The organism is Sorangium sp. So ce448 (genome assembly GCF_051520915.1).
In the GTDB taxonomy this organism is placed as follows: Bacteria; Myxococcota_A; Polyangia; order Polyangiales; family Polyangiaceae; genus Sorangium; species Sorangium cellulosum_B.
The window spans coordinates 9798226-9818954 of record NZ_CP150343.1 but is presented as its reverse complement, the minus strand read 5'-3'; the positions used below and the strand labels follow the sequence as shown (position 1 = coordinate 9818954).

The 20729-nt window shown below is 70.4% G+C and carries 16 protein-coding genes; 1 reads left to right on the top strand and 15 read right to left on the bottom strand.

The features are described from left to right. Positions 1 to 8 precede the first annotated feature (8 nt). The 6 genes from WMF45_RS37110 to WMF45_RS37085 form a co-directional block, all read right to left on the bottom strand. Positions 9 to 1100 carry a pentapeptide repeat-containing protein gene (locus WMF45_RS37110; RefSeq protein WP_437710487.1) on the bottom strand — a complete coding sequence of 364 codons (1092 nt, stop codon included), beginning with the start codon at positions 1098 to 1100 and terminating at the stop codon, positions 9 to 11. Between the two features lie 7 nt (positions 1101 to 1107). Then, complete coding sequence (locus tag WMF45_RS37105; protein ID WP_437710485.1) at positions 1108 to 4221, bottom strand: DUF2169 family type VI secretion system accessory protein; 3114 nt, start codon at positions 4219 to 4221, stop codon at positions 1108 to 1110. A gap of 82 nt (positions 4222 to 4303) precedes the next feature. Continuing rightward, a complete protein-coding gene (locus WMF45_RS37100; RefSeq protein ID WP_437710483.1) occupies positions 4304 to 6721 on the bottom strand; it encodes a type VI secretion system Vgr family protein in 2418 nt (805 codons plus the stop codon). A 249-nt stretch (positions 6722 to 6970) separates the two neighbouring features. Then, positions 6971 to 7804, bottom strand: a complete 834-nt coding sequence (locus WMF45_RS37095) for a hypothetical protein (protein WP_437710481.1) — start codon at positions 7802 to 7804, stop codon at positions 6971 to 6973. Position 7805: 1 nt separating this feature from the next. Continuing rightward, positions 7806 to 8273, bottom strand: a complete 468-nt coding sequence (locus WMF45_RS37090) for an ABA4-like family protein (RefSeq protein WP_437710479.1) — start codon at positions 8271 to 8273, stop codon at positions 7806 to 7808. A 75-nt stretch (positions 8274 to 8348) separates the two neighbouring features. Next, entirely contained in the window at positions 8349 to 9020 is a 672-nt protein-coding gene (locus tag WMF45_RS37085; RefSeq protein ID WP_437710477.1) for a TetR/AcrR family transcriptional regulator, read from the bottom strand. A gap of 282 nt (positions 9021 to 9302) precedes the next feature. Between WMF45_RS37085 and WMF45_RS37080 the strand changes: the two genes are divergently transcribed. After that, positions 9303 to 9944, top strand: a complete 642-nt coding sequence (locus WMF45_RS37080; protein ID WP_437710476.1) for a Uma2 family endonuclease — start codon at positions 9303 to 9305, stop codon at positions 9942 to 9944. Positions 9945 to 10011: 67 nt separating this feature from the next. On the opposite strand, the gene WMF45_RS37075 is transcribed toward WMF45_RS37080, so the two are convergent. The 9 genes from WMF45_RS37075 to WMF45_RS37035 form a co-directional block, all read right to left on the bottom strand. Continuing rightward, positions 10012 to 10971: a hypothetical protein gene (locus WMF45_RS37075; protein WP_437710474.1), complete on the bottom strand. Its 960-nt coding sequence runs from the start codon at positions 10969 to 10971 to the stop codon at positions 10012 to 10014. Between the two features lie 129 nt (positions 10972 to 11100). Continuing rightward, entirely contained in the window at positions 11101 to 12108 is a 1008-nt protein-coding gene (locus WMF45_RS37070; protein WP_437710472.1) for a UDP-glucuronic acid decarboxylase family protein, read from the bottom strand. Next, positions 12105 to 13268, bottom strand: coding sequence for a CgeB family protein (locus WMF45_RS37065; RefSeq protein WP_437710470.1), 1164 nt, complete (start codon positions 13266 to 13268; stop codon positions 12105 to 12107). Before WMF45_RS37065 ends, WMF45_RS37070 begins: the two co-directional genes overlap by 4 nt. Then, positions 13265 to 14404, bottom strand: a complete 1140-nt coding sequence (locus tag WMF45_RS37060) for a CgeB family protein (RefSeq protein ID WP_437710468.1) — start codon at positions 14402 to 14404, stop codon at positions 13265 to 13267. Before WMF45_RS37060 ends, WMF45_RS37065 begins: the two co-directional genes overlap by 4 nt. Further along, complete coding sequence (locus WMF45_RS37055) at positions 14401 to 15546, bottom strand: CgeB family protein (protein ID WP_437710466.1); 1146 nt, start codon at positions 15544 to 15546, stop codon at positions 14401 to 14403. The genes WMF45_RS37060 and WMF45_RS37055 overlap by 4 nt, the downstream gene beginning before the upstream one ends. Next, positions 15537 to 16691: a glycosyltransferase family 4 protein gene (locus WMF45_RS37050; RefSeq protein WP_437710464.1), complete on the bottom strand. Its 1155-nt coding sequence runs from the start codon at positions 16689 to 16691 to the stop codon at positions 15537 to 15539. Before WMF45_RS37050 ends, WMF45_RS37055 begins: the two co-directional genes overlap by 10 nt. After that, the gene (locus WMF45_RS37045) at positions 16684 to 17985 is read right to left on the bottom strand and encodes a TIGR04295 family B12-binding domain-containing radical SAM protein (protein ID WP_437710462.1); all 1302 of its coding nucleotides are present in this window, start codon (positions 17983 to 17985) and stop codon (positions 16684 to 16686) included. The genes WMF45_RS37050 and WMF45_RS37045 overlap by 8 nt, the downstream gene beginning before the upstream one ends. Next, a complete protein-coding gene (locus WMF45_RS37040) occupies positions 17982 to 19118 on the bottom strand; it encodes an SDR family NAD(P)-dependent oxidoreductase (protein WP_437710460.1) in 1137 nt (378 codons plus the stop codon). Before WMF45_RS37040 ends, WMF45_RS37045 begins: the two co-directional genes overlap by 4 nt. Further along, positions 19115 to 20233 (bottom strand): NAD-dependent epimerase/dehydratase family protein, encoded by a 1119-nt coding sequence (locus WMF45_RS37035; protein WP_437710458.1) that lies wholly within the window; start codon positions 20231 to 20233, stop codon positions 19115 to 19117. The genes WMF45_RS37040 and WMF45_RS37035 overlap by 4 nt, the downstream gene beginning before the upstream one ends. Positions 20234 to 20729 lie beyond the last annotated feature (496 nt).

The following is a 20729-nucleotide window of genomic DNA, read 5'->3' as shown; positions in this document are numbered from 1 at the left end:
TGGTTTCCTCATGAGTGAGGGGTGCGTTGACTGCCGGCAGGCCTCCCAAGGACGTTGGCCTGCCAGTCTTCTGCTTCCTTGAGCTCCTGGTCGTCTCCGTGCGCCAGCGCCTTGCCCGGCGGCCAGATCGTGCCCTTGTCCGTCACGCGGTGCAGCCGCGCGCGCGACAGCGTCGCGTCGGAAAAATCGGCGAACGACACGTCGGCGTGGGAGAAGTCTGCATGGCTCAGGTCTGCCCGGCAGAAGCGGGCACCCGGGCAGCTCGCCCGGTGCCAGACGCTCATCTCGAGCCGCGCGCCCGAGAGGTTCGCGGCGCCCGCGCGCGCGTCGACGAAGAGCGCCTGGCTCAGGTCGGCCTGGGTGAGGCTCGCGTTCATCAGGGTCGCTTCGACGAAGTCGGCCAGCTGGGCGACGGCGCCGTCCAGCCGAGCCCCGGTCAAGTTGGCGCCCTTGAAGCCGCATTGCGTCAGCGTGGCCCCTGAAAAGTCGCAGCCGTGCAGGTCGGCGCTGGTGAACTGCGTTCTGCTGAGGTCCATCCGCCGGAAGTCCTTGGGCCCCATCCGTACCTCGACAAGGATCGCTTCCACGAGGGTGATCCCCGTGAGAATGGCCTGGGACAGGTCCTGACGGAACAGGACGGCCCTTGTCAGGTCGGCCTGAGAGAAGTCCGTGCCCTCGAGCGTGACGCCGAACAGGGTGCCGTCGGTCAGGTTGGCACGGACCAGTCGGGCGTTCTTGAGCTGGGCATGATCGATGGTGGCCGACGAGAGGTCGGCTCCGGTGAGATCGGCCGATTCGAGGTCCACGGCCGAGAGGCTCGCTCCAACCAGCGAGGCGCCGGCGAGCACGGCCCCCGCGAGGGTGCAGTCCATGGCGGTGCCAAGGTGAAAATCCAGCCCCTTCAGGTTGGCTCCCGCGAGGTCACAGCGGTGAAAGATCGCCTCGCGCACCTTGACGCCGGTCAGATTGGCGTTGGTGAAGCGGACATCTTCGAAGATCCCGCCCGAGAGGTCGAGCCCCGACAGGTCGAAGCCCGACAGATCCAGCTCCGAAACGACCTCTTCTTGTTCGATCAGCTTGCGCAGCGCTTCCCTGTCCATGCTCCCTCTAGGCCGGTATTACCCTGAGTCGCTTGAGGTTGGCGCCGGCAAAGCTCGTGTCGTCATCTCCAACCATTCGATCGGCGCATGCGCTGAACAGGTTGGCTTTCTCGAAGTTGGCCCCCTGGACGCACGCATGGTTCATGATGCTCTGCCTCAGGTCGGCGGCGTAGAGCGACGCCCTGGTGAGGTTGGCGCGGGTGAGCATGGCGTCGGCGAGGTTCGCGCGATCGAGGTTCGCCTCCGTCAGGTCGGCCTCGTTGAGCAGCGCGCCGCGCAGGTCGGCGTCGGAGAGGTCGCTGCCGGCGAGGCTCGTCCCCATCAGGTTCGCGCCGGCGAGCGTCGCGCCGGAGAAGTCTGCGCCGGCGAAGGACGAGCCCATCACGCTCGTGAGGTCCTTTGCCATCACGTTCCGGAAGACGGCGCCGTCGCCCTGGGCGGCGATGAACGTGGCGGAGCTCAGGTCGACGCCGGTGAAGTCGACCTCGGTCACATTCACCTCGTTGAAGGTGCACCCCGTGAGCCGCGCGCCCACGAGGCGCGCTCCCGTGAGATCCACCTGCTGGAACATCGCCTCTTCCGCGACGACGTTCTCCAGGTTGGTGTCGCAGAAATTGGCCTCGGAGAGGTCGGCGCGCGAGAGATTGGCGCCGGACAGATCCGCTCCCCAGAGGTCCGCCTTGACGAGCACGGCCTCGCCGAAATCGACGCCTCCCGTGGCCTTCACGTCCCGCAGGCACGCCGAGCCAAAATTGGCTCCGTTGAGCGTGGCCTCCGAGAGATCCGCGGCCTCCAGGTTGGCTCGGGCCAGGACGGCTCCCGTGAGCTTCGCCTTTCGCAGGATGCTCCCGGTGAGAAAGGCCGACTCGAGCATGGCGCCCTCGAGGTCGATCCCCTCGAGGTCGAGGTGAGAGAGGTCGGCGCCCGTGAGGTCGCACCCCGCGAAGCTCCGCCCCTCCTTGTGCCCGGCCTCCACGTCGCGGCGAAGTCGCAGGGATTCTTCGCTGTCGAGGGGCGCGGCGGCCGCCAGGAGGTGCGCGAGCCGCGGCCCGTCTTCGCCCAGCTCGGCGAACGACGAGGCCCTGTCGTCCAGATCCTCCGCGGACGCGAAGCCCTCGTCGTCCGCGGCTTCACCGCCCCAGGCCTCGTCCTCGGGCAGGGCGTGGGCAGCCTCGGGCGCCTCGTCGGGGAGGTGGAATGTGTCGTCGAGGTCCTCGTCAGCCGCGGCCTGGGTCTCGTCCTCGAAGGCTTGCCAGTCCAGCGACGACACCAGCTCTTCGGTCTTCTCCGGCGTGAAGCCCTCGCTGGTCAGCGACTGCCGCATGCGCTCGCGGACCTCCGACATCCTGATCTCGCTCGGGCCCTCGGAGTCGTTCTGACGCGCCCTCGCCAGCAAGGCACCGACGTCGACCCCGTGCGCCGTCAGCCCGCTGCCGAGCCTGCCCTCGACCAGGCGGACCACGGCCTCCTCGGGGTCTTCCGGGTCATCGAGGGACGCGAGGTCGTCGGAGAACTCTTCCTGGGCGAGGTGCGCCTCTGGATCGATGCCATGGTCTCGCAGCTGCTTCTTGCCCCATTCCGTGAGCGCTTCTTGCGCGCGAAGCGCCTCGGCCTCCTCGGGGTCGTCTTCCAGGGCGGGCGTCGTCGCCGAGGCTGCAAACGCGAGCGCCTCCGGGTCCGCCTCGTGGCTCACCCCCGTGTCCGCCTGGGACCACGCGGGGCTCTCCTCTTCTCCCGTCTCCGTGCCCTCCGGGAAGTCCGTGGCTGGCTCCGCCTCGTCCTCGTCGGCTGCGGCGACGAGGTACTCGGAGTCGGTCCCCACCTCGGCGAGCTCGGCCTCGGTCGCCTCGAGGTCCTGGTCCCCCTCGAGCTCGGCCTCGGCCGCTTCGACGTCAGGGTCCTGCTCCGCTCCCGCTTCATGGACACCGGTTGTGACGACACCGGCGGCGGCCGCGGCGCTGGCCGCGCGCTTCACGGATCGAGCCGGGGTGCCTCCCAGAAACCCCTCTCGCCTGAGCTTCGACGCGAGCCCGGAGAGCGTGTCGTCGGGCAGCGGCGGCGCCTCCGGATCTTCGGGCTCGGGCATGAGCACGTCGTCCTGGTCATCCGGGAGATCGTTGCCCGGAAGGCCCAGCCGGGGGATCAGGTAATCGTGGTAATACGCGGCGGGCCTGGGAGCACCCATGGCTTCGCAGGCGACCAGCACGGCCACCACGTCGTCCGCGTCGTCCTCGGAGATCTCGATGCCTCCGCGGAAGAGGACGACCCCGCGCTCGCGGTGCGGGAACAGACGCACCGTGTCGAGCTTCATCGCGGGCTCGTGGATCTCCACACCGTCGCTCGCCTTGAGGACGACGAAGCATCGACTCACGACCCCGGGGAGGGCGCCTTCGATCCGGGGCTTGTCGGGGTGCATGTTCTCGACAACGAAGGCCTCGTCGCCCCGGAAAGCCCCGTCGAACTGCTGGTCTTCCGGGGCCATGTTGAACATCGTCGGGTCCAGATCCCGCGCAAGGCCAGGGAAGCACTCGTCGCGCCACGCCGCGTCGTAGGTGCCGATCTTGGAGAACCGCTGCGGCCACGTCAGGTCGTAGCCGTCGAGGCCGGCGGGCGTCGGGCAGTCGCTGCGCGCGTGGATGAGGTGCCTGGGCGACTCGATGTTGGGGAGCGCCGCGCTCTTGTCGCCGTGGCCTTTGCCCCGCGGGTTCCTGGCGAAATCCTTCCCGCCGAAGGCGTTTCGCCAGGTGACGGGCATCTCGGTGAAGGGCGCCGGGTCCGACATGCCGAGCATCCCCCACGTCCGGTCGCCGATGACGTAGAGGCTCTTGTCGATGGGTCCGAGCTGGACGCGGACCGAGCTCGCGGGGCGGGCGACGCGCCCCGGCGGATAGCAGCGGCCCGTGACGAGGAGCTCGCCCCGGGTCTTGGGGTTGAACTCGTCGAGGAGGCCGTCCTCGCCGAGCTCCTCCATGGCCATCTTCCAGACCGTGGGCTCATAGAGCAGCCGGGCCGGCCGGTCGTAGGAGAAGCCGACGAAGGTGGTGACCACGAGGTGCGGGGTGCGCTGATGCATGAAGACCCTCGGCACCACCCCGAGGCGCATGGGCTTGACGATTTTCATCCGACGGACTCCAGGGTGGCGGGCTCGATGGGTCGTTCGATTCGGCGCTCAGCGCGAGGCTGTGCCACAAGCGGCAGGTGAATTACTGGATGAGGTGCAGCTGCCCCTTGTGGAAGCCGAGCTGGTATTGAATGCGACACAGCTCGGCGCTGTACTTGAGACCCTTCGCGTTGACCTCCGCGAACGTCACTTTCTTTATTTCTTTGGGGGCATATTTGTATGCCAGACCGTTGATCCTCTCGGTCTTGGTCCCCTTGATGATCTCGATGCGCGACCCGATGGTGGTTTTGTAGAGCCCGGTGATGGTGCTTTCGGCGGGGCCATTGACAGTGCTTTGCTTCGGCCCGTGAAGCGTGAATTTGATCGGGCCAAAGACCTCGGCGGTGGTACCACCCCTGATCGTCTTCCTGACTCCCCCCGCGTGAATGTTGGTCGTTCGCCCTGCGTAAAAGTTGCCGGTGGCGTGACCGCGGATGTCCGCACGTCGCGTGCCGTTGATATCGACCTCGCTGGTGCCGTTGACCGTCGTCCGGCTCGACACGTAGATCGTCGTCTCTCGCCCGTCGAAGAAGGTGCTCTTGTCGCTGCCCTGGATATTGGTGTTGCGCCTCCCAAGGACGCGCAACTTGCTGTTGCCCCTGATGGTCGCGTCGCGATCGCCCACGAGCATGAACGTGTCGTCGCCCCCGATCCTCGTGGTACGATCCTTCGTGATGGTGGTCTTTCGGTTGCCGCGGAGGATCGTCTTCTCATTGCCGAGGATGGTCGTGTGGCGATAGCCCAAGATCACGTTCTGTGCGTATCCAGCGATGAAGCTCCCGGCGTACCCCCCGACGGCGCTCAGGCTGAAGCCCCCGATCACGCTCTCGGAGATGCCCGCGGTGATCGCCGTCCGGTTGCCGGTCACGATGTTCTCGGAGCTGCCTCCGATCCACACATAAGCGTGGCCTTGCGACTTGACCTCATACGACGCGCCGCCGTTGGGCGCCCCCATCCGGAGGTAGGTGTTGTCATAAGGCGTGGACAGCGTGACCCGCTCCTGCCCGGCCTGGTCTTCCAGCTCGAGCCGGTTCCGCCCGCCCGTCTGGATCACGTTCCGCGTGTTGTTCCCCGACGTGACCGGGCTCGGCGTCAGCGCGTTGGGCGCGACGCCGACGATGGCCGGCCGGTCGGGATCGCCCCCCTCGAAGGCGCACATGACCTCGACGCCGGCGCGCAGCGGGAAGTGGAAGCCCTCGATCCCGCCGCCGTGGGGCTGGAGCATCCGGACCCAGGTCGACGCCTTCCCCCCGCTCAGGTCGCTCTCGTCGAAGAGGAACTTGATCCGGTAGCGACCATGGCTGTCGATCTGCGCGTACTCGCTGACCGCCGCCCCCTCGACGACCGCGATCTCGGTGCCGTAGATGCGCGGCCACTCGGTGACCTGCGGCGCGCGGAACTGCGTCGTCGTGGGGATGGCCCTGGCCTCCATGCGGTAGTTCTCGGTCCACGTCGCGAAGTCGCGGAGCTCGGGCATGTCCGGGGCCTGGTTGGACCAGTGCTCGACCTCGATGGTCAGGTACTTCGTGTTGAACGCGGCCCGCGGGTGGTCCTCGATCTCGAAGGTGAACCCGGGGACCACCGTCGCCGCCTTGCCCATCGCCTGGTAGACGACGCCGGTCGCGGAGAGGCTCTCGGCCTTGATCCGCGCCAGCCGCGCCCCGTCGCCCGACGAGAAGAACCGCGCGCCGAACACGCTGACCTCGCCAACGCCGCTCGGGCTGACCGACGCCTGCCCGGTGACCGGTACGGCCGGCGTGGCGTAGTTGTAGTCCTTGAGGCGGACCGTGCTCGGCACGGCCTCATGCCGGCAGGTGAAGGCGTGGAAGGTGTCCTTCGCGGTGTTGGCGCCGCCCGGCTGCGGGAAATACCGAATGGGCTTGCCGCCATGGGGCTGATGGGCCGACTTGTTGTCGACAAGCACCAGCGTCTCGCCGCCCTCCCCGTGCTCGAAGTAATAATAGATGCCTTCGCGCTCCATCCACCGGGCGACGAAGGCATAGTCGGTCTCGCGGTACTGGCAGACGTGCTCTTCGGCGGTGTAGGAGCCCTGGAGCTGGAGCGCGCAGTCCGTGACGCCGCCCTTCTGAAGGACGGCTTGAAGGATCGCCGGGATGGCCTGCTCCGTGAAGACACGGCTGTGAAACGACATGGCGAGCAACGCGAGGCGCGGGACCATGGTGGCCCGGAAGACGGACCGGCCGGCGAATTCGTTGATGAGCTCGATGCTGCCGAGGACGCCGCTTCGAAGGAAGGGCTCACCGCCGTCGCTCCGCTCCAGGGAGATGCTCACCGGCTGCCCCACGGCCGCCGCCATATCGAAGCTCTGGCCGACGTCGTTCGTCATCACCAGGTAGAGCTCGAAGCGGTAGGGCTTCGAGATGCCCTCGGTTCCATGAAAAGCTACGAGCTTGGTGGAAGAGGGCAGGGCGCTTGATTGGACGACGAAATTGTCAGGCATGGCGAGCCTCGCGGATGGGAAACAGCGGCAGGCGCAGACGCGCTGGAGAGCCTAGACGGAATTTGTGTCAGTTGTGTGGCGCGGCGCCTGCTTGTTGTTGTCTGTCGGCGACGATGAAGTGACGGATTCATTGCAGGCGCCGTCGTCCGGTCGATGACCTCCCGCTCGCGCCCATCGTCACGCGGCGGCGCTCTGCGCCGGTTCGTCGCTTTGCCTCCGGCAGCGCAGGACCGCCGTCCTCTCGGCGCGCTACATCCGGATCAGCGGTCGCCCAGCGAGGGCCGTCAGGAAGAGCGCCAGCGCGACGGCGCCGTAGCCGACGCCGAACGCGATCACCCATCCCACGGCCCGCCGCGCGCGCGGCCCCGACCCCGGCGCCCGCGCCGACAGCCAGTAGCCGACCAGCGGGACGGCTTGCAGCGCGTGCATCCCGAAGAAGTGGGCTATGCGCAGGTCGCCTCCTCGCGTGCTCCAGTTGACGGCGGGGAGCCCGGGCCCGCCGTCGGCGACGCCGACGCTGTGCGCGTTGTGCGCCGACATGAAGCCGCCTTCCGCGCAGGCCAGCAGGAACAGGAGGAGACCCAGCCGGATGCCCCAGAGATACGGGGCCGGCAGCGGGGGTCGCGTCGCCCAGAACCTGGTCGCGAGGTACGCCGCGAGCGCCGTGTTCACGAGGATGGCGATGCCCATGAGCGCGAACACCGCCCCGTCGAACAGCGTCGATTGATTGAAATGCGACGCCACGCCCCGCGCGGCCTGCGCGGTGATCGCGATCATCTCGAAGCTCACCATCGCCACCGTGCCCCAGACGACGGCCCGCCGGCCTCTCGGCGGGAGCGCGACATCACCGACGAGCCAGTTGATCGTCAGGAGGTAGACGGCGATCGAGGCGGCGAATTTCGCCGGCTTGATCCACGGGTTCACCCCCATCACGAGGCGCGCGTCGAGCGGGGCGACGGCGAGCAGCACGACGAGCAGCGCGACGTGGGCGGCCGCCGCCATGAACAGGACGGGGCTTCGCCGGAGGAGCTCCTCGATCGAGCGAGGGAGCGAGAGCGAGGGGCTCAGCGAGCGGGCGCTCATGTCAGGCCTCCCCGGCGCGGCGCGGCGCCGCGGTCGTGACGACGGCGCGCGGCGATCGCGCCGCGATCGCGCGGACGGCGAGGTAGAGCGAGAACCCCATCGGCCCGAGCATCAGCGTCAGATAGAGCACCGGGGCCATGAGCCACGGCGAGATGTCGCGATCGCGGCTGTCGAGGTACACCCACCGTCCGACGAAGAGATCGAAGGCGAGGAAGTGAACCCAGGCGATCGTGGCGCCCGCGGGCGAGCCGAGCAGCGGGGCGACCGCCGCGAGGCTCGGCTGGTTGACGATCGGGAACACCTCGCGGAGGACCGGGAGGACGAGCGCCGCGTAGAGCAGCGCGGGCGCGACGACAACGAGCGGCGACTCCATGATCCGCCGCGTCCACCGAGAGCGGGGCAGAAAAACCATCAGGAACCAGAACGGCATCACGAGGAGCCCGCTCAGTCCAAAGACCCTATCCATCATACCCTCCACCGGCTGCTGATTGTAACGATGAAACTATTCGTAACAGTGTTAACTCTGGGGAAAAAAAGAGAGCGCTCAGGGGCGCAGGCCTCGGACCATCATCTTCATGGCGATCTCCAGGGTCCGGTCGACGTCGTCGGCCGTGAAGCGGCCGCGATCGGCCAGGCCGAGGGCGGTGATCCCGTGGACAAGGGCCCAGACCACCTGGCTGTGGCGCTCCACGTCGCCGCGCTGCATCGCGCCGGCGTCCATCGCGGACGCGACAGCATCTTGCAGCACGTTGAACGAATCGATCATCGGCTGTTGCCGCGCTTTCCGCTGGTCGAAGACGAAATCGAAGCGCTGCATGAACATCAGCCGGTAGTGCACCGGGTTATCCATGCCGAAGCGAACGTACGCGGCGCCGAGCGCCACGAGCCGCTCGATCGGGTCCGCCGTGCTCTCGGCGGCCGCGACGAGCGCCCGCTGGAACTCGCTGAAGCCGTCGTGGACGATGGCGAACAGGAGATCGTCCTTGTCCTCGTAATAGCGGTAGATCGTCGTCGCCGAGTAGCCGATGCGCTCGGCCACCTGGCGCATCGAGAACGCCTCGTAACCTTGCTCCAGGAACAGCTCGCCCGCCGCCGCCAGGATCGCGCCCCGCAGGCTCTCCTTCTGCTGCTCGCGGCGCTGCTGGCTCGACGCCTGCAGGCGCTCCGCCTGGGTCGTGCCGCTGGTCTTCGTGGTCTTCGGGCGCGAGCTCGCCATGTCCGTGTCGCCTGGCCTCCGGGCGGCGCAGCCGCCGCCCCCGTCGTCGTTCGTAACGGTGTTACTTTTTATAACGGTAGCATGGTCTACCGTCAAGGATCTCTTCTCGAGCGCGTTGCGGCGGCCTCCCGGGCCTCTCGGGCCTGCCGTCACCCCCTGCCAGCCCTCGCGCCTCGCGCGTCGTCGACGCGCGGCGGATGCTTGCGCGCGCGCGCCTGGTGGGAGCAAGCGGCGGGCCGCCCTCGCGATACACCCTTGCGGCAGGCGTGATAGGCTCTGTTCATGGTCCAGGCCGCGGCTCGTTCACCCGCACCCGCGTCAGGCCGGCGGATGTCGCTCGCCGAGTGGGCGGCCCTGCCCGAGGATGAGCCGGGCGAGCTCGTGGACGGGTTGCTCGTGGAGGAAGAGGTGTCCGGCTACGTTCACGAGGTCGTGGTCGGCTGGTTGATCCACATGCTCCGCGCCTGGATCACCTCCCGCGGCGGGCTGGTGGGCGGCTCGGACGCGAAATTCGCGGTGAAGCCGCAGCGGGGCCGGAAGCCCGACGTGACCGTCTTTTTCCCCGGGAGCCGGAGGCCACCGGCGCGGGGGCTCGTGCGTATCCCGCCCGATATCGCCGTCGAGGTCGTCTCTCCCACGCCGAGCGACGGGCGCCGCGATCGTGTCGAGAAGCTCCGCGAATATGCCGCCTTCGGGGTGCGCTGGTACTGGATCGTCGATCCGCAGCTCCGGAGCATCGAGGTCCTCGAGCTCGGGGCGGATGGGCGCTACACGCACGCGCTCGATGCGACCGATGGGAGCATCGATGTGCCTGGATGCGAAGGGCTCCGGCTGGAGCTCGATGCGTTGTGGGGGGAAGTCGAGCAGCTCGGCGCCGAGGAGGGCGGAGCGCCGGAGGAAGACGAGGAGAGCTCGCCGCGGTAGCCTGCCGGCGGCGCCTCACGGCGCCGCCGTTCGTCAGCGCTTCGTCAGCGCGCCTCGCCCGGTGCGGTCAGTTGATGGGCACGAACTCCACACACGCCTCTTCGATCGCCGCGAGGGCGTTCGTGAGGCCGTCCTCGAGGTGCCCCTCGCACAGATCCCAGAAGAACCCACGGCCGTCGGCGGCGAACAGGTCCACGAGCCTCTGCATGTCCCGGGCCGCTTCCGCGTCCCCATAAGCGCCCTCGCACTGCCGCCTCCCGGCGATGCCGAGGAACACCACGTTCTTCGCGTCGCCCTTCGCGGCGACCAGCCGATCGTGGATCTGCTGCGGCGTCTGGCGCGGGACGGGCTGCTCGTCCTCGTCGCTGATCGTCACCACCACGAGCAGGGCGTCGTCGCGGAGGAACCCCGCGTTCTGGGCGGTCGAGAACGGCGGCTCCAGCGCGGCGGCGACGGAGGACGCGGGCTGCTCGTCGTCGCTGTCACCTGAGCACTCGACGTCGTCCCCGTAGAGATCTGCAGCGCACTGGAACTCGCTCGTGAGGGCGGTGCTCGTGCTCTCCATCCACGCCTTGCCGCTCTGGAACGAGCACTCGCCCCCGGCGCCGCGCGTGTGGAAGGTGGCGGGGAGGGGGCAGGCGTCCATCACGGCCGCGCGGAAGTCGCGGATGGTATCGATATCGAGCAACGCCTGCGCGAACGCCGGGAACACGACGTCGCGCATCGTTGCCTTCTCCTCATCCATGCTCGAGGAGTTGTCGAGCGCGAACACGACATCGACGTGCTCGCACCCCGAGGAGCCCGCGCCGCTGCCTCCTCCCCCGGTGGTCCCGCTGCCGGACCCGATGCCGGAGCCGACCCCCTCGCCGAAGGAACCCCCCTGGCCGCTGGTACCCCCCGCCGGCTCGTCGCCCGAGCTCGATCCGCCCGGCGAAACTCCGGTATCGCCCGTGCCCGAGTCCCCGCCGCAGCCCACGAGACCCACCGTCGCCGCGCAGAGCGCCGCGCACCATGCCCTGAGATCCATGCCGCTCTCCTTCGCTCTAAGTTAAGGGCGCAGTGCCCCTGCCCTTCGCCGCACGGCCCTGTGCGGCAATCGGGCGTCAGAGAGCTGACGGTATCATGGGCGCCGCACCGACTCTACGGTCGGCGCGGCTCAGCCGTTCGCCGCACGGGGCAACGGTGCGTCTTCGTCCGACACCGGGAGCCCAGGTGCGCGATGGCCCAGCCCGAGCGCGCTCCGGAACCCCTCGATCGTGCGGCGCAGGCCCGTGCGCAACGGCACCTTCGGCTCGAAGCCGAGCACCCGCCGCGCGCGGTCGATCACCGGCTGCCGCTGCCTCGGATCGTCCTCGGGCAGCGGACGGAACACCACCCGACCCCGGCTCCCGGTCAGGTGAAGCACCTCCTCGGCGAGCTCGAGCACCGTGAACTCCTCGGGATTGCCCAGGTTCACCGGGCCCGTCTCGGTCGGGTGCTCCATCAGCCGGACGATCCCGTCGATGAGGTCCTCCACGTAGCAGAAGCTCCGTGTCTGGGAGCCATCGCCGTACACTGTGAGGTCCTCACCCCGGAGCGCCTGCACGATGAAGTTCGACACCACCCGACCGTCATCGAGCGCCATCCGCGGACCGTACGTGTTGAAGATCCGCGCCAGGCGCACCTCGACGCCGCGGCGGTGGAAGTCCATGAGCAGCGACTCGGCGCAGCGCTTCCCCTCGTCATAACAGGAGCGGATCCCGATCGGGTTCACCGCGCCCCGGTAGCCTTCCGGCTGCGGGTGGACCTCGGGATCGCCGTAGACCTCGCTGGTCGACGCCTGGAAGACCCGCGCCCCGCAGCCCTCGGCGAGCTTCAGCGCGTGGAGCGCGCCGAGCACGTTGACCAGCGTGGTCCGGACCGGATCGCGCTGGTAATGCGGCGGGCTCGCCGGCGAGGCGAGGTTGTAGATGCGGTCGACCTCCCGCTGGTACGGCTGCATCACGTCGTGCTCCACCAGCCGGAAGCGCCGGTGAGAGAGGAGATGGGCGACGTTGTCCCGGGAGCCCGTCGAGAGATCGTCGAGCGCGACGACCTCGTGGCCCTCCCGGATCAGCCGATCACACAGGTGGGAGCCGACGAATCCGGCGCCCCCGGTCACCAGGATGCGGAGCGCTGCGCTCATGTCTCTCTGACCTCCTCTCCAGGTCGACTGCCCACGTCGACGTCATCGTCCCCGGCCCCCCGGGCGCTCCGGCGCTCCGGCGCGTCCTGCCCGTCGAGCAGCTCCCGGGTGTATCTCTCCAGCGCCTCGGCGCGGTGCGCCGCTGTGTGTCGGGCGAGCACGCGCTCGCGGGCCCGCTGGCCGATCGCGATCCGCTCCCGCTCGGGGAGCTCGCGGATCAGGTGGAGCACCTCCTCCGGGGAGCGGGCGACCAGGATCTCCTTGCCCGGCTCGAAGAGCTCGTCGAGGCCCGGCCAGTCGTCGCTGATCACCGGCACCCCGCAGGCCGCGGCCTCGAAGAGGCGCACGCTCGGCGAGTACCCCGCCTCGATCATGTCCCGGCGGGTGACGTTGAGCGTGAAGCGCTGCGCGCCGTAGAAGCCGCGGTGCTCGCCCGGCGGGACGTGATCCGTGCGCTCGACGTTGGTGGGCCAGCCGATGTCCGCCGGGTACTGCGGGCCGGCGACGACGAAGCGGCCTCGCCCCCAGCGGCGCGCCGGCGCGACGAGGAGCCGGTCCAGCGTGGGCTGGCGATCGGCGCTGTACGTGCCGAGGTAGCCGAGATCCCAGCGGGGCGGCGCGCGCTCCGGGAAGTACTCGTCCGGATCCACCGCGCAGTAGAGCGGCCGCGCCCGCTTCGCCCCGTGGCGGCGCTCGAGCCGCTCGAGCGTCGGGCCGCCGGTGAACGAGAGGTACAGGTCGTACCGCGGGATCAGCGCCGGAGACAGGTACCCGGCGCCGCCCCGCTCGATCTGCTTGAGCGTCACCGGCGTGTCGATGTCGTAGAACGCGGTCTTCCCGCGCGCCGTCTCCGTGACCCAGGCGCCGACCTCGGCGCCGTCGGGCACGTAGGACCCGACGACCACCAGGTCCGCGTCGCGCACCGCGCCCCCGAAGCGCGCGCGGAGGTCGTCGAGCCCCCGGTAGAGCTCGGTCCGGCCGTAGGGCGGGCTCGGGAGGTCGCGGTTCGCGGCGTAGAACGAGAGGTCCCGCTCCAGGAAGAGCACGCTGTGCCCCCGCTGGGCCAGCCGCTTGAGCAGCCCGCGGTACGTCGTCGCGTGGCCGTTGCCCCACGACGAGGTGATCGACAGGCCCAGGAAGACGAAGGAGATGGGCTTCACGGCGGCGCGATCGCGGTGAGGGTTGCGCCGTCGGGGCGGGCCAGCAGGGCCTCGACCTGCCTCGCGCGCTCGGCGTAGGTGTGCCCCGCCAGCACGCGCTGCTTCGCCGCCCTGCCGATGGCGCGGGCTCGCTCGGGCGTGAGCGCCCGGAGGATCTCCGCGACGTCGTCGCCGCTCCTCGCGACGAGCACCTCGCGCCCGGGCTCGAGGAAGAGCTCGATGCCCTCCCACGCGTCCGTGACGAGGCACGCGGCCGCGCCCGCGGCCTCGAAGACCCGGGTCGCCGGGGAGAAGCCGACCGACGCCATGCTGTCGCGGGCCACGTTCAGCACCGCGCGGGCGCTGGCGTTGAAGGCGTTGTGATCCGCCGTGTAGACGTGCCCGACGTAGCGGACGTTCGGGGGCATGCCCTTGTCCTGCCAGCCGCTGCCGCCAAGGAGGAACCGGAGCCCGGGGAGCGCGGCCGCGGGCCGCAGGAAGAACTCTTCCACGCGCCGCTCCCGGTCCGGCAGGCGGTTGGCGAGCAGCGCAAAATCGCAATGAAATCGAGGATCTGGCGCGACCTCGAAGTGGGTCTCGGGGTCGAGCGCGTTGTAGATCGGCGCGCAGCGCCGCGCGCCGAGCGCCTCGTAGCCGCGCACCACCGGGTCGCCGCCGCCGTAGGTGAAGACCAGGTTGTAGCGCGGGATCAGCGCGCGGAAGGGATCCGACGGCGCGGCGCGGACCCGCTCCAGCGTGGCCGGGGCGTCGACGTCCCAGAAGATCGTCGTGAGCCCCGGCCGATCGAGCGCGGCGACCTCGGCCTCGAGCAGCTCGTCGAAGACGCCGACGCCGCTGGCCTTGACGACGACGTCGGCGCTCCGGGCCTGCTCGACGAGGCGCCTGGGCTCTGCCGGGTCCGTGCCGGAGTAGACGACGACGCGGGCCCACGGCGGGTCCTCGATGTCGCGGTGCTTCTGGCGATCGTAGGCGTCCGGCTCGTGGAAGGTGATGCGGTGCCCTCGCGCCGCGAGGGCGCGGAGGATGCCGCGGTAGTAGGTGGCGGCTCCGTTCCAGTAGGCGGAGACGAGGCTCGATCCGAAGAAGGCGATGTCGAGCGATCGGCTCGCGGTCGGGCGTGGGTTGCGTCGGTTCATGACGTGGCTCGCTGGGGTGGGGCGGCGGGGGCGGGGCGCTCGACCTCGACGCCGAGCTCGGCGGCGATGGCGAGGAGCTCGTCGACCCGGTGGGCGCACGTGTGGCGCGCGAGGATCGTCGCGCGCCCCCGCTCCGCCAGCTCGGCGGCCAGGGCGGGCTCGGCGAGGAGGGCCGCGAGGCGTCGCTTCATCTCGTCGCCGTCCCGGGCGACGAGGTAGTCGCGGCCGGGCGAGAACAGCCCCTCCGCGTCGCTCCACGGCGAGCAGACGAGCGGGATGGCGCAGGCCATGGCCTCGAACGGCCGGATGGTCGGGATCCCCGGGAGCGAGGCGACGTAGGGCCTCCTCGGGACGTGGACGGTCACCCTGGCCCGCGCGAACGCCTCGGGAGCGCGGTAGTTGGGGAGCCAGCCCCGGTGCTCGATCCCGGCCGCGTCGAGCGCGGCGCGGGCGTGGTCGGGGTAACGCACCCCGTACACGCGGGCGGAGAGGCCTAGATCGCGCGACGGGCCGATCAGGAACGCGTCGAGCTCGCGGGTGCGCTCCTCGTCGCCCCAGTTGCCGATCCACACGAGATCGCGCTCGGGCTGGGCCCCGCGGCGCGGGCGGAACACGCGGACGTCCGCGGCCTCGTGCCAGACGAAGGCCCGGCGGGCCCAGCGGCGCTCGAGGTAGAGGTCGCGGATCACCCGGCCGAAGGCGAGGACGCCGTCGTAGCGGGCGAGATCGTAGCGGGCCATGGCCCCGGGATCCGTGACCGAGCGGTGGTGCGTGTCGTGGAAGAGCAGCCGGTACGACGCGCGTGACGCGCGTGCTCGATGCGCGCCGATGCGGGCGACCAGCTCGGGCTCGCTCCACTCGTGGACGAGGACGAGCGAGGTGCCCTCCAGCGCCTCGTCCAGGTCGAGCGAGGCAAGGTCGTACCGGATCGGATCGACGCGCGGGTAGACCTCCCTCACCTCGCGCAGCGGCGCCTCGCCGTGATCGGCGACGAGGTTCTGGAGGCTCCAGGCGTCCCTCGGCTCGAAGGCGCGGACCTCGTGACCGCGCTCGGCGAGCTCGGTGACCACGCCGCGGAGGAAGTGCGCGTTCCCGTGGTTCCAGTCGGAGAGCAGGGAGTGGCAGAACAGGGCTATGCGCATGGCGCGTGCTCCCCCCTCCACGGCGAGCGCTCTTCTTCGCCGGGCCCGCGACCGAGGAGCTCGCCGTAGAGGCGCAGGTAGCCCCGGGCCATCCGCCGCGGCGAGAAGCCGAGGGCGCGGGCGCGGGCGCGCGTGGCCATCTCGCGCCGCGCGCCGGGCGCGTCGATGAGCGACCGGAGCGCGCGCCGGAGGGCCTCCGTGTCGCCGGGATCCACGTAGAGGGCCGCGTCGCCCCAGACCTCGCGCAGGCTGGGGATGTCGCCCAGGACGAGGGCGCACCCGGAGAGCGCCGCCTCCAGGACCGACAGGCCGAACGGCTCGTAGCGGGCCGGGTGAGCGTAGATCGACGCGCGGCCGAGCGCGGCGGCGACGGCGGACGGCGAGAGCACGCCGAGGCGCTCGAGCGAGGGGAGGGATATCGCGCCCCCGTCGGGGCGGACGTCGCTCCCGGCCACCTGGATCGGCCAGGGCAGGTGAGGGGCCACCTCGCCGAGCGCCTCGATGTTCTTGGCCTGATCCCAGAGCCGCCCGACCGCGAGGACGAGCTCCTCCTTGGGGCGCGGGGCGAACCGCGCGGGGTCGGCCGCGTTGGGGATCACCTCCGCCCGCGCGCCTTCGGGGAGCGGGCCGTGGTGGCGCACGAGGGCGTCGAGCATCGCCCGGGTCGGGGCCACCACCGCCGACGCGGCGGCGAGCCCCCGGGCCACCTCGCGCCGGTAGCGATCGTACCGCGGCGGCGCCTCCCCGCCGAGGACCGCGGCCCACCAGGAGAGGACGCACGAGTGGGCGACCACGAGCTTCGGGGCGCGGAAGCCGAGCGCGCCGTGCGCATAGCCGTTCAGGTGGATCAGCGCCGGCCGGACGCGCTCCTCGAGCTCGAGGAGCCAGTCCCCGGCGCGCGCGACGTCGTCCCAGGGATCCTCCATCCACTCGAGCCGGAAGGAGCTCTCGAAGACGGCGAGCCCGGGCACGAGCCCCGCGGCCTCGCGCTGGGGCGCCGAGAGCGGCCCGCCCAGGGTGGCGAGCGACGTCCGGACCCCCCGCGCCGCGAGCGCGCGCGCGAGCTCGATCGCGTAGGAGAAGACGCCACCCACCGTGTCGGCGGTCATCAGGACGGAGCCGGGGGCGCGCGCGGCGTCAGCCATGGCCGGGGGGCGCGATCTCCAGCGCGGAGAGCGGGAGAGGGCGGCTGTCCTGGAGGTCGCTGAAGCGCTCGAACCGATCGAGGTAGTGCGCGACCGAGCGCTCCCACGCCTCGTCGTCGGGGGCGCCCCAGCGCATCGTGTACTCGGGCGAGCCCGGGTAAGGGAACATCGGCACCGGCTCGTTCGCCCACACGCCGTGCTGCCGGAGCCGCTCCCGGAAGGCGGCGACGTCCGCGGGATCGTCGGTCGGCGACTGGATCAGGTTCGCCTGGACGAAGGGCACGCTCTTCTTGGCGTGGATCAGGAGATCGCCGAGCTGCTCGGTCGAGAGCCTGCAGCGCTTGGCCAGGAGGCTCCTGCCCTCCCGGGTGATGCTCTCCACCCCTGCCTCGATCGAGACGCACCCCGCTCTCCCGAGCAGGTCGAGCATCTCCGGGCTCCAGTTGTCGACGCGCATCTGGACGCCGAACGACACCGGGCGATCGACGAGCGCCTCGAGCAGCGCGCGATCCGGCAGGAAGATCTCGTCGATGAAATAGACGTAACGAACCCCCTGGGCGACGAGCCCGTCGATCTCGTCGAGGAGCACCTCGAGGGGGCGCTTGCGGTAGCCGTCGCGGAAGTTGTCCTTCGCGCAGAAGGTGCAGTGGTAGGGGCACCCTCTCGACGCCTCGACCTCGGCGCCGGGGCCGATCGGCGCGGTGTCGAAGCGGTGGTGGTGGTGGGCGTGGCGCGCCACCGTGGCGTCGTCCCAGCGGAGGGCCGGCAGCCGGGCCATGTCCGACGCGCGCGGGCCGCCCTGCACGCGCGCGTCGTCGCCGTCCAGCCAGGCGATCGCGTCGATCTCGCCCCAGCGCGATCGCGGGCGATCGGCGAGCTCCACAAGCACGTCCTCGCACTCGCCCATCACAACGGCGTCGACCCCGAGCTTGCGCAGGGTGGCGCGGGGGGTGGTGGAGGCGTGGGGGCCCACCGCGAGCCGGAGCCCTGGCAGCCCGTGGAGCGCGCGGAGCGCCTGCTGCGGGACGCGGAGCTCGGGCGGGGCGCAGCGCCAGAAGAGGTAGCTCGGCGCGGTGGTCACCACGATCGCGTCGGCGCGGAGCGCGGCCACCTCGTCGCGGAGGGCGCCGTCGGCGAGGCCCCGGGCCTGGGCGTCGACGACGGTCGCCTCGTGCCCCGCGGCCGCGAGCAGCGCCCTGGCGTAGCCGTATTCGAGGGGCAGGTGAGGCTCCCGGCAGCCGAAATAGATGCTCCCTTCGAAGCTCCAGGCCGGGTTGACGAGCGCGAACCTCACCGGACGCCCCCCGCGCACGGCTCCTTCGCGGGCTGGCCGGCGCCGGCGGCGGCCTTCGCGGCGCCGGTCGCCTCCGTCATCTCCCGCAGCCAGCCGTGCAGCCTGCGCACCCCCTCGCGGACCCGGACGCGCGGCCACCACCCCGTGGCCGCGGAGAGCCGGCGGCAGTCGGAGACGTAGTACCGCTGATCGCCCGGCCGCCACCCCTCGAAGCCGATCAGGGGGCGCTTGCCGTCGAGCTCCTCGATGAGGTCGAGCAGCTCGAGCAGGCTGAGGGTGTTCTCCGGGCCCCCGCCGACGTTGAACGCCGACGCCGAGATCTGCCGGATGTCCCTGCGGGCGAGGAGGAGCGCGTCGACGAGGTCGTCGATGAAGAGCACGTCCCGGACCTGCATCCCGTCGCCGTAAAGGGTGATCGGCTCCCGCCGGAGCGCCTGGAGGAGGAAATGCGCGACCCACCCCTGGTCCTCGGTCCCGAACTGGCGAGGACCGTAGATACAGCTCATCCGGAACACCGCCGCGGGGAGCCCGAAGGTGCGGGCATAATCGATGACGTACTGGTCCGCGGCGCCCTTGGAGCAGCCGTAGGGGCTATGGAAATCGAGCGGGCGGGCCTCGGAGACGCCGGAGGCCCGGAGCTCCGGATCCGCGGGCTCGTAGCGCCGGCCGCTGCACGAGAGCGGGACGTCGGGGAGGCCGCCGTACACCTTGTTGGTGGACGTCAGGAGGAGCGGCGGCGGGGCGCTCTCGGCGCGGAGCGCCTCGAGGACATTGAGCGTCCCGCGGGCGTTGATCTCGAAGTCTTCCACCGGCTGGACGAGGCTCGTCGTCACGGCCACCTGGGCGGCGAAGTGGAAGACGCTGGAGGCGCGCCGGACCGCGGCCGCGACCGCGCGGGCGTCCCTCACGTCGCCGGTGATCAGCGTGACGCGGTCGCCGTGGGTGCGCCTCAACCACTCGACGTTGCGCGCCACCGAGGGGCGGGAGAGATTGTCGAAGAGGAGCACCGTCTCTCCCGCCTGGAGCAGGCGGTGGGCCAGGTTGGCGCCGATGAAGCCGGCGCCGCCGGTGATCAGCGCCGGGCGCCCCGGCGCAGCGGTCGCGCCGCCCGGGCCATCCGCCGCGGCGCTCATACCGTCAGCCCCCTGGATTCCAGCTCGGCGCGGGCCTGGGCGACAGCGTCCTTCGCCACCTGCCCCTCGAGCCAGTCGGCGAGATCGCGGAGCCCCTCCTCGAGCGAGACCCGGGGCGCATACCCGATCTTCTGCTGCGCCGCGCCGATGTCGGCGAAGCAGTGCCGGACGTCGCCCAGCCGGGATTTCCCGACGATCTCGGGCTCGATACCGCTCTTCCCCATCACGTCGCGCACGCGCTCGGCGACCTCGCGCACGGTGGTCGACCGCCCGCTGCCGATGTTGAGCACCTGGCCCACCGCGCCGTCGGCGCCGAGGGCCCGGACGCAGGCGCGGGCGACGTCGGTGACGCTCACGAGATCGCGCCGCTGCAGCCCGTCCTCGAAGATCACGGGCGGACGGTCGTTGAGGAGCCTCGCGGCGAAGATGGCGAGGACGCCTGTGTACGGGTTGGAGAGGGCCTGACGGCGGCCGTAGACGTTGAAGAAGCGGAGGGCGACGGTCGGGATCTGGTACGCGCGCCCGATCATCAGGCAGAGCCGCTCCTGGTCGTACTTGGAGAGCGCATAGACCGACTCGAGCGACGGGGGCTTGGACTCGGGCGTCGGGATGGGCACGAGCGCCTCGCCGGCCTCGCTCCGGACCTCCCAGTCGCCGCGCTTGAGCTGCTCGAGCGGCCGGCTCGCGCCGGGGACCACCGCGCCGGAGGCCGCCCGGTAGAGCCCCTCGCCATACACGCTCATGCTGGAGGCGACGAGCAGCCTCGAGACCGGCTTCGCGGCGAGCTCCTCGAGGAGCACGGCGGTGCCGAGGTTGTTGATCGAGGTGTACTCCGCGATCTTGTACATGCTCTGTCCGACCCCGACCGCGGACGCGAAGTGGACCACCGCGTCCACGCCGCGGAGCGCCGATTTCACCGCGTCCCGGTCGCGGACATCACCCACGATGAGCTCGACCTCCGGGTCGAGGTACGACGGGCGGCTGCGGTCGGGGCCGTGCACCTGAGGGACCAGGCTGTCGAGCGCCCGGACGCGGACCCCCTGGCGCAGGAGCTCGTCGGCGACGTGAGAGCCGATGAACCCCGCTCCACCGGTGATGAGAACGTGACTCGTCATATCCCTCTGGTTCGATGATCAGCGCGCGGCGGAGGCGCCGCGGGCCCGGGCGGAACAGGCGAGGCGAGCGAGGTCAGATGAGGCCGGAGGACGAGGTTCCCTTGTGATGACATCGTGCTCCGGCGGATCGCTGCGCGTCGTGTTCGGCTCCGTTCGTTGCAAACAGGGCATGATCGTTGCCCCGGACGCCATCCGAGTATCATGCGACTCACGATCACGCAATACGGTTTGTGAGGTATTCAACAAGGGTCCGCTCCGTGCGATTTTCCGTGCTTCCGCTGCGGAATGCTCGAGTCTGGCGAGCCCATAGGGGCTTTCCCGTCTGTCTACCGGGCCAGTCTGTACCGTTCGAGTGCGCGAGATCCGCTGACGTCGGAGCGGTTAGGGTGCACCCGTAGCGATGCTTCTGATCGCTTGCGTGTCGCCAGCGGCATTGCGTTGAGCTCCGGGGGATTCCCAGGCATTCTGCCGGCGTGCGGGCGGCGCCAGCGCGGGA

Excerpts from the sequence above, each read along its gene's own strand:
- WMF45_RS37060 (WP_437710468.1), bottom strand. The coding sequence starts at position 14,404 with ATGAACCGACGCAACCCACGCCCGACCGCGAGCCGATCGCTCGACATC.
- WMF45_RS37075 (WP_437710474.1), bottom strand. The coding sequence starts at position 10,971 with ATGGATCTCAGGGCATGGTGCGCGGCGCTCTGCGCGGCGACGGTGGGT.
- WMF45_RS37055 (WP_437710466.1), bottom strand. The coding sequence starts at position 15,546 with ATGCGCATAGCCCTGTTCTGCCACTCCCTGCTCTCCGACTGGAACCAC.
- WMF45_RS37070 (WP_437710472.1), bottom strand. The coding sequence starts at position 12,108 with ATGAGCGCAGCGCTCCGCATCCTGGTGACCGGGGGCGCCGGATTCGTC.
- WMF45_RS37050 (WP_437710464.1), bottom strand. The coding sequence starts at position 16,691 with ATGGCTGACGCCGCGCGCGCCCCCGGCTCCGTCCTGATGACCGCCGAC.
- WMF45_RS37095 (WP_437710481.1), bottom strand. The coding sequence starts at position 7,804 with ATGAGCGCCCGCTCGCTGAGCCCCTCGCTCTCGCTCCCTCGCTCGATC.
- WMF45_RS37085 (WP_437710477.1), bottom strand. The coding sequence starts at position 9,020 with ATGGCGAGCTCGCGCCCGAAGACCACGAAGACCAGCGGCACGACCCAG.
- WMF45_RS37110 (WP_437710487.1), bottom strand. The coding sequence starts at position 1,100 with ATGGACAGGGAAGCGCTGCGCAAGCTGATCGAACAAGAAGAGGTCGTT.
- WMF45_RS37040 (WP_437710460.1), bottom strand. The coding sequence starts at position 19,118 with ATGAGCGCCGCGGCGGATGGCCCGGGCGGCGCGACCGCTGCGCCGGGG.
- WMF45_RS37035 (WP_437710458.1), bottom strand. The coding sequence starts at position 20,233 with ATGACGAGTCACGTTCTCATCACCGGTGGAGCGGGGTTCATCGGCTCT.
- WMF45_RS37100 (WP_437710483.1), bottom strand. The coding sequence starts at position 6,721 with ATGCCTGACAATTTCGTCGTCCAATCAAGCGCCCTGCCCTCTTCCACC.
- WMF45_RS37080 (WP_437710476.1), top strand. The coding sequence starts at position 9,303 with ATGGTCCAGGCCGCGGCTCGTTCACCCGCACCCGCGTCAGGCCGGCGG.
- WMF45_RS37105 (WP_437710485.1), bottom strand. The coding sequence starts at position 4,221 with ATGAAAATCGTCAAGCCCATGCGCCTCGGGGTGGTGCCGAGGGTCTTC.
- WMF45_RS37090 (WP_437710479.1), bottom strand. The coding sequence starts at position 8,273 with ATGATGGATAGGGTCTTTGGACTGAGCGGGCTCCTCGTGATGCCGTTC.